The sequence below is a fragment of the Brevundimonas sp. KH_060 genome, assembly GCF_057838275.1.
The window spans coordinates 2,167,175-2,178,931 of sequence record NZ_CM174463.1 but is presented as its reverse complement, the minus strand read 5'-3'; the positions used below and the strand labels follow the sequence as shown (position 1 = coordinate 2,178,931).

Here is an 11,757-nt window from a genome sequence, read left to right as displayed (position 1 = left end):
CCCCGCCAAAGGCTGATCAGAGGCGCTACAGACGAGGTTCGCAAGGGAGGCGAACGGATGAGCATGGCGGTTACTCCAAAGGTCAGGTTCGTCGAAGGGGGTTGCGGACTAGACCCAGACCCGAGGCGATCAGGCCCGCGCCCGCGATGAGCAGCAGCCAAGGCCCGATCTCGACCGAGATGAGGGTTTCCGCCTGGGAGGCGGCGGCCTCGCCGAGCGGGTTCACGGCCGTGAAAAGGCCCAGGATCGCGGATCGCAGCAGGAAGGTCAGGCCGCCCGCGAGCAGGGCGGCGGCCCCTGCGGCCAGCTCCCACGGACGCAGCGGCGCCCCAGTCCAAGCCTGCCAGATCAGCCACAAGGCAGCGAGGACGGCGGCGAAGCGAAGAATGAGGGCGGTGTCCACGGCCTTCAGGAAGCTGATCGCGCTCAGACCTTTGCGAATCTCGGCGCGCTGTTCTTCCAGCGATGCGATGCGATCGCCGACATTGCCGTAGCCGTAGACGCTGTCCGGAGTGCTGCCTCCGCTCTGCGCGGCCTCCATCTTGAAGCGAGCGAGGTCGCGCTCCAGGTCGGCCAGGCGACGTCTTCCGTGCTCGACCTGCTCCAGGTTCAGCCCGGCGGCGGTCGCGACCTTGTCCAGCTCCAGTTGGGAAGCGGTCAGCGCCGGCGACGACAGGGCCGGCAGGAAGAAGGCGATCAGAACCAGGATCGCCAAGGGCTGCGCCAGGGCGTCCTTGAACAGGCCGATGATTTTCTCGCCCCCAGACGACCGGGCCAGGGCCTCGACCGGGACCGCACCGGCGCCGGTGAAGGCGTCGATGGCTGGATAGACGTCGCGCGCGGTCCCGCCTTCGACGTCGAAATCGACGGCGGTCCCGACCGAGGCGGGTCGTTCGCCGCGCCAATCGGCGGCCTCGTAGCGGTAACGCTTGCCGTCGTCGCCTGTGATGGCTCCGCCCAGTTCGCCGGCGGGGACACCCAGAATCTTGCCCTTCATGGTCGTCCTCCTGTTCGTGGACGCGGCGTCAGGCCGGCTGCGGCGCCGCCGTGAACTCCACCAGGACGTCGTCGACCAGACGGATGTTCTTCTGGGCGCGCCCAATCACCCACCAGCCCATCAGCGCCATGGCTATGCCCGCCGGGATGCCGAGGATGGTCAGACAGACGAGGACACCTGAGATGATCAGCCCCCATCCGCCACGGACCGCCGTTTTCGACGTCTGGATCAGCGACGCCTTCACGGACGCCAGCACGTCCAGGTCCGTGGATCCGGCGCGCTTGAACGCGCCCAGCGCGGCGGATCGTTCGATCCGGTTCGGGAAAAGCGGGTTCTCCATGCCTGTCGGCCTCCGTGACGGAGCGCGCCTGTCGCGCTTCCAGGAGGCCAGCCTGGCCGGTCGGTCCCGCGGAATCCTGACGCCGAGCTAAAGAAGTTCTTAAGTCGTCAGCCGGCGGTCGCTGAGAGTTTCCATCCCGGACCGCGCTCCCTTAGGCTTCGAGATCGCAGACTGCATTCGAGGTGGCTTCATGGCAGAGGGCGGTTCCGGACCGCGCCGGAGACGGCGCAGATGGCGGTTCGCGAACGCGGTGTTCGATGAGGCGGCCTGGACCTTGTCCGTTAACGGCCAGCCGGTGGAGTTGGAGGGCAAGCCGCTTCAAGTTCTGCATGAGCTGTTGCTGAACGCCGGCGAGGCAGTCACCAAGGCGGAGCTGCTCGACGCTGTCTGGCCTGGCATCCACGTGGTGGAGGCTTCTCTGACCACGGCCGTGTCTAAGCTGCGCGGAGCCTTGAGCGAGCAGGGGGCGGACATCGTCCAGACCCTGCCGCGCGTCGGCTACCGCTTGGGGGCCCCGGTCGAGATCGAGCAGTTGTCGACGCCGCTGGCCCCGCGCTTCGCCTTCGCTCCGGGGGACCCGGTTCCTGGTCGCCCTCAGTGGATCCTCCAAGAAGCCCTGGACGACAGCGGCGCCGGCGACGTCTGGCGAGCGCATCATCAGAAGGTCGAAGAGACGCGCATCTTCAAGTTCGCTGACGCGCCCGACCGATTGCGCAGTCTGCGTCGTGAGGTCGCCTTGTTCCGGCTGATGCGTAACGTGCTGGGCGATCGGCGGCCCTGTGTCGACGTTTTGGAATGGAACTTCACGGCGGCGCCCTATTTCATCGAGGCGGCGGACGCCGGGCAGGATATGCACGCTTGGGCCGGAGCCCTGAAGGGGGGACTCGGCGCGTTGTCGCTGGAGAAGCGGATCGCGGTGGTCGCCGATCTGGCGCGCGCCGTGGCGGCCGCGCATAGCGCCGGGGTGCTGCATAAGGATCTGAAGCCCGCCAACGTCTTGATCGAGACGCGGCCGGGCGGCGCCCCCATTGTCCGCCTTGCTGACTTCGGCAGCGGCTGGTTGGTCGATCAGGCGGCGCTGGACCTGCACGGCATTTCGGGCGGCGGCTTTCCGCCAGGAGAGGATGACGCCTCGACCCGCTCCGACACTGCCGCCTATCGCGCGCCCGAGGTGGCGCAGGGCGCCGCGCCGGGCATGGCCGCGGACATCTACGCCTTGGGGCTGATCCTTTATCAGATGACCGTCGGCGATCTGGACCGACCGCTCGCCGCCGGCTGGGAAGGGGAGGTGGATGATCCGCTCCTGCGCGAGGATATCGCCCTGGCGGCCGCCGGCGACCAGACCCGACGGCTGGAGTCCGCTGCGCTGCTGGCTGAACGGCTCGGCACGCTTGAACAGCGGCGAACGGCGCGAGCCGAGGCGGAGGCGGAGACGGAGCGACGCGAGGCGGAACGCCGTCGTGAGGAAGCGCGCGCTGCCCGGCGCCCGTGGATTCGGCTGGCTGTCGGCTTAGGCGCCGTCGGCCTTGTCGCAACCTCGACGGCGGCGCTGGTGGCGGTCAACCAGAGGAACGAGGCCAGGGCCCAGACGGCGGCCGCCGAGGCCAGCTACGCCTTCCTGGTGGACGACCTGCTCGGACAGACCAACCCGCTGTCCGGCTCAGCCGCGGAGGAGACGCTGGCGGCCGCTGCGCTGCGCGCGCGCTCGACCGTCGACGCCCGCTTCGCTCGGCAGCCCGAAGTCGCGGCCGGCCTGCACCTGTCGTTGGCCACCGCCTTCGTCCAGCGCGGCCAGTACGATGAGGCGCGCCGATCTTTCCGCCTGGCCGCCGCGGCGTATGAGCGGGCTGGGTTGCAGGATTCGCCGGCGGCGGCGCGCGCCCGACTGCTGCATGCCCGGGCCGAGGCCTTGTCGGCTCAACCGGGCGGTCTGGCCGCGGCCAAGACACTCGCCGCCGCCGAGCGTCGTCGTCTGGGTTCCGCCGCCGACAAGGGCATGCTGGGGTTCCATCTCGCCCAGGCCGAGGCGGTGATCGGCTTCTTCGAGGACCTAGACGCCTCTAGCACCGCTTTCGCTCGGGCCTTGGCCATCGCTGAGACCCGTCCTGCTGGGTTGTCCGAGCGCGACATTCTGCTGGTTCGTCAGCAGCAGGCCATGGTGCTGATGCGCTTGGGTCGGCCGGGCGAAGCTCTGCCGATGGTGCAAGAGGTGGTGGCGGGCTGGACCCGAATTTCGGGGGTCGGTCACGCCAATACGCTGATCGCGCGACAAAACCTGGCGCAGGCCAGGCTGATGACCGGCGACCTCGAAACTGCGCTCGTCGAAGCCGACGCCCTGTTGCCGACGATGACCGAACGGTTCGGCCCGAACAGCCGCTACACCCTCGGTCTTCAGTCGACCCGCTACGAGGGGCTGACTGCATTGGGCCGGTATGCGGAGGCGGCTGGAGCGGCGGAAGCCGTGTGGAAGGGGGCCGAGACCAGCCAAGGGCCGAATGCGCACCAGACGCTCGTCGGTCTTAACGACTTGGGCGCCGTCCTGTGTCGAGCCAACGAGCGACGCCAGGGCCTGCGTCACCTCGACCAGGCCTATCGGGCCTCTCGCGAGGGGTTCGGTGACGACTATCCCCTGACCCATGTGATCCGCTTTTACCTCGGCGAGTGCCTGGTCTTGGACGGACGGTACGCCGAGGCGAAACAGCTTCTGATCCAAGTCGACCGTGCGCGGGTGGCCGGCCTTGTGGGTGACGCGGACTGGGGTGTGATGCTGGATCTGGCTTTGGCTGAAATCGCTCGAGCGGAAGGCGAGCAGGTCGAACTGCACCGCCTGCGGCCGCGTCTGGAGACTTTGAAGGGAGCCCGAACTCCGCCCTTCGAACGTCGTCGTTATGCAGCGGTCATGGGCGCCGGTTGACCCTGGGCCGCGGCATCTTCGCGGAACCGCGTCGCCAGGACGCCAAAAGAGGAAAGGGGGAGGCGATGACGGGATTTGAGGCGCTGTTCCTGGCGCTTCAGGGCGAATGGCTCCATGGGTCTCTGAGGCTGAACAACACGAAGCCGTGCGCGATGCCGCCCTGGCGGGGGCTGGGACTGGTTCAACGGGGCGGCTTCCTGGTCAGTGAAGACATCCGCCAGGGCCGTCTGACGCCGGTCCTGGCGGACTGCCGTCGCGAAGAACCGCCGGTCAGCGCCGTCTATCCAACACGCCGACATCTCTCATCCAAGGTGCTGCTGGCGATGGGCGGTCGCGCAGGTCACTCCGCAGCGATAGCGAGGGCCCTTCGCTTGCGGGACATCATCAGGACCAGCACCAAGCCCAGGCTGGATGCGGCGGCGCCTGCCAATGAGACCGCAGGATAGCCGAACCCGCCGGCGATCACCGCTCCGCCGAGGGCCGCGCCGATGGCGTTGCCGAGGTTGAAAGCGCCGATGTTGACCGCCGAGGCGAGGTTCGGCGCGTCGGCGGCTGCTGTCATGACGCGCACCTGAAGCGGCGGCACGAGGGCGAAGCTGGCTATCCCCCAAAGAAAGATCAGGACGGCGGTCGGGCCGGCGAACGGCATCGCCGCAGTAAAAGCGACGAGTACGACGGACAAGGAGGCAAGGGTGACGATCAACGTCCGATCGACCGACCTGTCAGCGAACTTCCCGCCGAGCCAGTTGCCGACCGTCAATCCCAGCCCATAGGTGACCAGCATGGCCGTGACGAAGCCGAGGGACGCCTGGGTTTGCTCGCGCAGGATAGGCGCGATGTAGGTGAAGACAGTGAACATGGCGCTTGAGCCGATCACCGTCAGAGCCAGGGCCGCCAGAACCGGGCCGCGCCCCAAAACCCGCAGTTCGGCGAGCATGTTTCCGGCTGCAGGCGCGGGAGTCTTCGGCAGCGTCAGTGCGAGGGCGGCCATGACAGCGACGCCGATTGCGGCAATGCCCCAGAAACTGGCCCGCCAACCCATCACGTCTCCGGCCCAGGTGGCGAGCGGAACGCCCACGACGTTGGCGATGGTCAGCCCCATGAACATGGCGGCTACGGCGCCGGCCTTTCGATTGGGCGGCACAAGTCCGGCGGCTACAATCGCGCCGACGCCGAAGAACGCCCCGTGGTTCAGCGAGGTGATGACCCGCGCGATCATCAGCATCCCGTAGCCGTCCGCGACCGCCGATAGGGCGTTGCCGACCGTGAAGATCGCCGCGAGGCCGATAAGCAGCGTCCGACGCGGCAAACGGCCTGTCGTCAGCGTCATCAAAGGCGCTCCCAGCATGACTCCGAGCGCATAGGCGCTGATCAGCAGGCCGGCGGCAGGGATAGAGACTCCAAGGTCAGCGGCCATGACGGGCAAGAGGCCCATCGGCGCGAATTCGGTTACGCCGATACCGAATGCGCCGGCCGCGAGGGCCAGAAGGGGAGGGTTCAGTTTCATCGAAAGGAAGACTCGCGAGCTAGGGGTGAACGCGCGGACAAATGGACGTTTCACCCGCCAAGCGTTAGGGCTGGCTCAGGCCAAGGATTTTTGAGTTGAACGCAAAGATGCAGATCGGCGGTGTGGATCGCGCCCGTGAGATGGAGGTGTTCGCCGCGGTGGCCGCTCGCGGCAGCTTCTCGGCGGCGGGTCGCATGTTGGGTCTGACGCCCTCTGCGGTCAGCAGAACGATCGACCGGATCGAAGCGCGGCTGGGCGTACGTTTGATGTTGCGCACCACGCGCGTGCTGACATTGACGGCCGAAGGTCAGGCCTACCTGGGCGCGGCGCGGCGGATCATCGCTGACCTTAATGAGGCGGAGCAAGGCATCGCGGACCAGGGCGCTCCGCGCGGACGCCTGCGCGTCAGCGCCTCGCTGGCGCATGGGCGTCAGGTGGTGGTGCCCCTGATCGGGGAGTTCGTAGCGCTCTACCCGCACATTCTGGTCGATATCAACCTGACCGATGTCGTGGTGGATGTGGCGGCGGGTCAGGCCGACGTCGCGATCCGTTTCGGCCCGTTGCCCGACAGTCCTCTGACCACTCGCCGGCTTGGCGAAACGGGCAGGACCATCGTTGCGTCTCCGGATTACCTCGCGCGACGGGGCATGCCCCGCGTGCCGGAGGACCTTCACGATCATGACTGCCTCAACTTCAACTTCCGGAGGCAGGAGCCGGTCTGGCCTTTCCGCAGAGACGGCAGAGATTATGCGCTGACGGTGCGGGGGCCGGTCGAGGCCAACAACGGCGAGACCTTGGCTCAACTGGCGCTGGCGGGCGCAGGGATTACGCGGGTCGGGCATTTCAGCGTCGCCCACGCCATCTCCCGAGGTGATCTCATCCCAATTCTGGAGGCGTTCAACCCGGGCGACCGCGAACCGATCCATGCGGTATTCGTCGGCGGCGCCAACACTCCCGCGCGGGTACGCGTGTTTGTCGACTTCCTGACGGAGCGCTTGCGAGGGGCGGCCGCCCCCGTGCACGCTCCAGCCAACCCAGCTTGAGCCGATGGCGTTCCTATGCGCCGCTAGTCGCGGAAAGTCTCAATCCAAGGCTCGCCTCAATGACCGCAAGCGGCGCAATGCCGACAGTGGAAGCGCATCGCGCAGACTTCCATCGGGATAAAGCTCACGCGGTCATTCAGTTTTTTGAAGCCGTGCATAGCGGATAGCGCCGCCTCGCTCGTCATTACGGCTAAGGCCCGCTCGAGTGGAGCGCGTGGCCGGGGGAGCTGATGGGCATGGACTTCAGGTATCTGCTGCTTGGCACGGTCGCCGTTTTGGCGACGGCGACGTCCGCAGTCGCGCAGACACGCGCCTACAATATACCCGCAGGCGACGCGGCCGCGAGCTTGCAGGCGTTCGCGCGGCAATCCGGCAAACAGGTGTTGTTCCCGTTCGACGCCGCGCATGGACGCCGCGCGCCGGCAATCGTCGGCCGATTAGATGACGCCGACGTCCTTGCACGCCTCGCCCAGGCCGCAGGCCTCGAAGTGGTCACCAGCGATGGACGGACTGTGACGCTCAGACGGGCGACGCACATGCGTTCCGCCAGTCCAGAGGCTGTCGCTGAAAGCGTCACTGAGTTGGACGAAATCGTCGTCGTCGGGTCGCACATTCGCGGCGGCGGCAGCGGCGCTTCGCCGGTTATCCGGTTCAATGATCAAATGATCGCTCAGTCCGGCGCCGCGACGCTTCAGCAGTTTTTCGACAAGCTGCCGCAGAATTTCGGCGGGGGCGCCAATGCCGGGAATAACGCCAACTCCGGGGTGGATCGCGATGTAGGGTCGAACTGGGGAGCTGGCTCGGGTCTGAACCTGCGTGGACTGGGCACCGGCACCACCCTGACCCTCCTCAACGGACGCCGCCTCACCGCCTCGAACCAATTCCAGTATGTCGATATTTCGCTGATTCCCGTGTCGGCGGTCGAGCGGATCGAGGTGCTGACGGATGGGGCGTCGGCTCTGTACGGGTCCGATGCGATCGGCGGCGTCGTTAACATCGTGCTGCGCAAGGACTTCGAGGGCTACGAGACCCGGTTGCGTTACGGCGGCGCGACCTCGGGCGGTCTGGAAGAGTTTCAGGCGGTCCAGACGGGGGGCTGGAACTGGTCGAGCGGTCAGGCTCTTCTGAGCTACGAATTCCTGTCGCAGGACAATCTCGACGTCTCCGAGAGACGCTTCTCCCGCAAGGCGCCGTTCCAACCCTATGATCTCTACCCGGAGACGGAACGACACAGTCTCTATGGCGCGATCTCTCAGACGATCACGCCGGACCTCTCGCTCGAACTGAACGGCCTCTACGCCAAGCGCGACGTCAGATCCGTGCGGGCGACGGCCAGCGATTATCAGATCGGCGCGCCCTCGACAGAACAGTATGATCTTTCGGGCGCCCTGACATACGACCTGTCGGAAGCCTGGCAGGTGCGGCTGAGCGGCGCTGTCGGTCACAGCGATGTCGAACGCACGGGCTTTTCGACGACTCCGGCCGGCGTGGTCAGTCCGGCTTCGAGCTTCAGCATCGCGTCGGATTCCCGGTATGTGGATCTGGCGGCCGACGGCCCCCTCTACGCCCTTCCCGGCGGCGAGATACGGGTCGCCCTGGGCGCGACGTATCGAAGCGAGGAATATCGAAACCGCTTCACCGCAGGCACGAGGCCGCAGCCGACCGTCAGCGGCGCTCGTGACGTCGCTTCGGTATTCGGCGAGGCCATTGTCCCTCTCGTTGGTCCGAACAATCGTTTCGCCGGCGCCGAACGGCTGGAGGCGACGATTGCCACCCGATACGACCACTACAGCGACTTCGGCTCGACCCTGAACCCCAAGCTGGGTCTGCTGTGGGAAGCCGTGCCGGGCGTTCTGTTCCGCGGCACCTATGGCACATCTTTCAGGGCGCCCATCTTTGAGGACCTGCAGTCGCAGAACGCCGTCGTCGTGGTCGTCAATCTGCCGAACGCGGGGGCCCCGACAGGGCGCACGAACCTGATGCTCCTGCAGGGCGGCAATCCTGATCTGGATGCGGAGAAGGCCACGACCTGGACGGGGGGCGTGGAGTTCAAGCCGACCTTCGTCGAAGGCCTGTCCCTGGGGCTGAACTACTATCGCATCGCCTATACCGACCGGATCGATCGCGGCTTTCCTGGGAATTTCACCACCCTGTTCGCGGGGGATACAGCCCCCTATGCGCCGATCCTGACCTATAATCCGAGCCTGGATCTGATCACCCGCTTCAGGGATATGGGTCTGGCCGGGGCTCAGTATGCGCTGACGCGCGCAGGCCCTTTCGCGGTGCCGGCCGGTCAGGATGAAAGCGATGTCCAGGTGATCCTCGACAACCGCCTGCGGAACAACGCGGCGACCTTTCAGGACGGTCTCGATTTCAACATCGGCTATGAGTTTGACGCCGGTCCCAACCGCATCGGTCTGACGGCGGCGGGCCAATATATCCTCTCGGGAACCCGCAAGGTGATCGAGATGTCACCGGAAGCCGACGCGCTCAATCAGGCGTTCCTGCCCGTGGATTTCAAGGCTCGCGCAGGCGCGACCCTGGCTCGCGGCGATTGGTCGGCCGCCGCGTTTCTCAACTATGTCGGCGGATATAGTGATATGGGCAATGTCGCAGACCCTTCTGTCGAAGCCTGGAAGACCGTCGATCTGGACATCCGATATGGCGCGCCGCCGGAAGCGGCGTCCTATCTGCGCGGCGCATCCATCGCGCTCAGTGTTCAGAACCTCTTCAACGAAGATCCGCCGTTCGTCCTGACGCCGTCTGGGAGCGGTTTCGATCCTACCAACGCCAATCCTCTGGGCCGATTCATCTCGCTGACGGTGACAAAGCAATGGTGAAGACCGCCTTCCACACGATGACGTGCGCCCTCCTGCTGGCGTCGTTCACGTCGGCGTCGGCGGCGGATCAGGGCGTGCCGGTCACGCCGGATATCTTGCTGTCCCATATAAGGCGGAACGCCGAGGAGACGCCGGTTCACCCGCGAATGCAGTGGCTGGACAACGGTCGACGCGTTCTCATCAGCACGGTGACGACACAGGCGCAGGCGGGCGCCGGACGCGGCCAATTCGCCGAGTATGTTCCGCTCAGCTACCTGCAGCGGACTGTCGATGTCCGCACCGGGGCGACCACGGATATCGGCGTGGGCTATGATCCCGTCGTGGCGGCGCAGGCCGATGTGATCGCCTATCACCCCGAAGGCTCGGGCGGCGGCCGCCTCGTCGTCGCGCGGTCAGGCGGGACCGCGACCTGCGAGGTTTCCGTTTCTGAACTGATGCCGGATACGACCGGAATTGAAGCCGTGGCCCTTGCCGCGAATGGCGGTCATATCGCTGTGGCGGTCGGCTATGGAGCGGCGCGTTTCGCCGCGCCGGCGGCCGCGCCGACCAATGGAGCGGCCGTAAGAGTGCTTGAGGCCGCGGCGCCTGAAGTCTGGGGTCACAACGTTGCCGTCTGGGTTCTTGATGAGCACTGTGGCGACGCGCGCCGCATCGCTGATCTTCCGGAGACGCGGATCGGGCGGATGACGTGGGCCGATCAGGACCGCAAAATCGTCGCCGCCACGGCGACGCCGGTGCCGGGAAAAGGCTTTCCTCGCAGCGATCTGCATCTCTTCGATCCCGCCACAGGGCAGGAAAGCGTCCTGGCGTCGAATATCGGCGGCCAAGGCGCCGCGTTCCTGCAGGCGGCTCCGGTCGGGCCGTATGTCGCCTTCACCTACGACAAGGAAGGGCTCGGCTATCAACTGCGCAAGCAGTTCGCCATCGCCTCGATCGCCGACGGCCGGATTCACGTCGTGTCCACGGACCCCAGAGAGCGTCCCCGCTGGCTCGACGAACGGACGGTGTTGGCGGACATTTCCGGCGCTCATCCCTTAACGCGGCGTCTCGCTACTGTGGACATCGAGGGGCGTGAGACCGAACTCCCTGGGATTCCGGCCAACGCCCTGCCGTCGCCGGATGGCCGCCGCCTGGCCTGGCTCGATATCGACCTCTACGGCGGCGCGAGCCTTTCGGTCGCCGATTTGCGCAAGGCCAGCGGGGTCTGGAAGGCTTCGCCCCGGCGCCAGATCTGGAAGGCGGAGCCGCCGTTGGCGTCCTACGCGCGGGCTGAACGCAGGTTCGTCCGCTGCGAAAGCACCGACGGCGTGCGTCCCGAAGCGATCCTGGTGCTGCCGCTAAACCATGATCGGCGCCGTCGGTATCCGCTCATCGTCGACCTTCATGGCGGACCGCGCGGCGGGCTGGACGGCGGAAGCCACGGCGCCTACACGCCCGGCACCATCCTGTCCTCCAGCAGCCTCGAACACGACATGTGGGCGGCCAAGGGCTATGCCGTCCTGGTCGCCGACTATCGCGCGAGCGGGCTCTATGGTTTCGACGCGGTGTCGCGGACGGGCGAGGCCTACGCTCAGGACTTCAATGACATCATGTGCAACGTCGATGCGGTGATCCGCGACGGCGTCGCCGACCCCGACAGGATGGCGGTGATCGGCCACAGCTATGGGGGCTATGAGGTCAACTGGATCATCACCCATACCCATCGGTTCAAGGCGGCCATCTCCAAGGAAGGCGGGTTCGCTGATCACATGGCGGGCTGGGGAGCCGGAGCGCGCACGAACCAGCTCGCCACGACGCTCTACGGCACGCCCATCGACAATCCCGATGTCTATCGCCGTATGTCGCCGATCAATTTCACGCGCGGCGTAACGACGCCCACCATGTTCGTCAGCCATCGTGGCGGCGCGCTTCCGGGTGATCTTTACGGGTGGATGTACGCCGCCTGGCGGGAACAGGGCGTCGATGCCCAGTATCGCATTTACGACGATCCCAACCACGTCCTCATCGGTGAGGCCGATCAGAGGGATCAGCTCTACGCCGCGATCAACTGGATCGACCGTTATATCATGCCGGAGCACGCCGAGGTCGTGGATGAAACGCCTTGATATGGGGGGCG

7 protein-coding genes are annotated in these 11,757 nt (G+C 66.3%); 4 read left to right on the top strand and 3 right to left on the bottom strand.

The features are described from left to right. Positions 1–82 precede the first annotated feature (82 nt). Positions 83–997: a hypothetical protein gene (locus tag AC3IPP_RS10675; RefSeq protein ID WP_489148984.1), complete on the bottom strand. Its 915-nt coding sequence runs from the start codon at positions 995–997 to the stop codon at positions 83–85. 28 nt (positions 998–1,025) lie between these two features. Next, a complete protein-coding gene (locus AC3IPP_RS10670; protein ID WP_087140033.1) occupies positions 1,026–1,337 on the bottom strand; it encodes a YccF domain-containing protein in 312 nt (103 codons plus the stop codon). A 274-nt stretch (positions 1,338–1,611) separates the two neighbouring features. On the opposite strand from AC3IPP_RS10670, the gene AC3IPP_RS10665 reads away from it, so the two are divergent. Next, positions 1,612–4,251, top strand: coding sequence for a tetratricopeptide repeat protein (locus AC3IPP_RS10665; protein WP_179205040.1), 2,640 nt, complete (start codon positions 1,612–1,614; stop codon positions 4,249–4,251). A 340-nt stretch (positions 4,252–4,591) separates the two neighbouring features. Here AC3IPP_RS10665 and AC3IPP_RS10660 read toward each other — a convergent pair whose 3' ends face one another. After that, positions 4,592–5,686: an MFS transporter gene (locus AC3IPP_RS10660; RefSeq protein WP_489177398.1), complete on the bottom strand. Its 1,095-nt coding sequence runs from the start codon at positions 5,684–5,686 to the stop codon at positions 4,592–4,594. A gap of 167 nt (positions 5,687–5,853) precedes the next feature. On the opposite strand from AC3IPP_RS10660, the gene AC3IPP_RS10655 reads away from it, so the two are divergent. The 3 genes from AC3IPP_RS10655 (at position 5,854) to AC3IPP_RS10645 (ending at position 11,746) form a co-directional block, all read left to right on the top strand. Continuing rightward, a complete protein-coding gene (locus AC3IPP_RS10655; protein ID WP_489148982.1) occupies positions 5,854–6,801 on the top strand; it encodes a LysR family transcriptional regulator in 948 nt (315 codons plus the stop codon). A gap of 536 nt (positions 6,802–7,337) precedes the next feature. Next, positions 7,338–9,641, top strand: a complete 2,304-nt coding sequence (locus AC3IPP_RS10650) for a TonB-dependent receptor plug domain-containing protein (protein WP_489148981.1) — start codon at positions 7,338–7,340, stop codon at positions 9,639–9,641. Between the two features lie 17 nt (positions 9,642–9,658). Beyond that, entirely contained in the window at positions 9,659–11,746 is a 2,088-nt protein-coding gene (locus AC3IPP_RS10645; protein WP_489177397.1) for an alpha/beta hydrolase family protein, read from the top strand. Positions 11,747–11,757 lie beyond the last annotated feature (11 nt).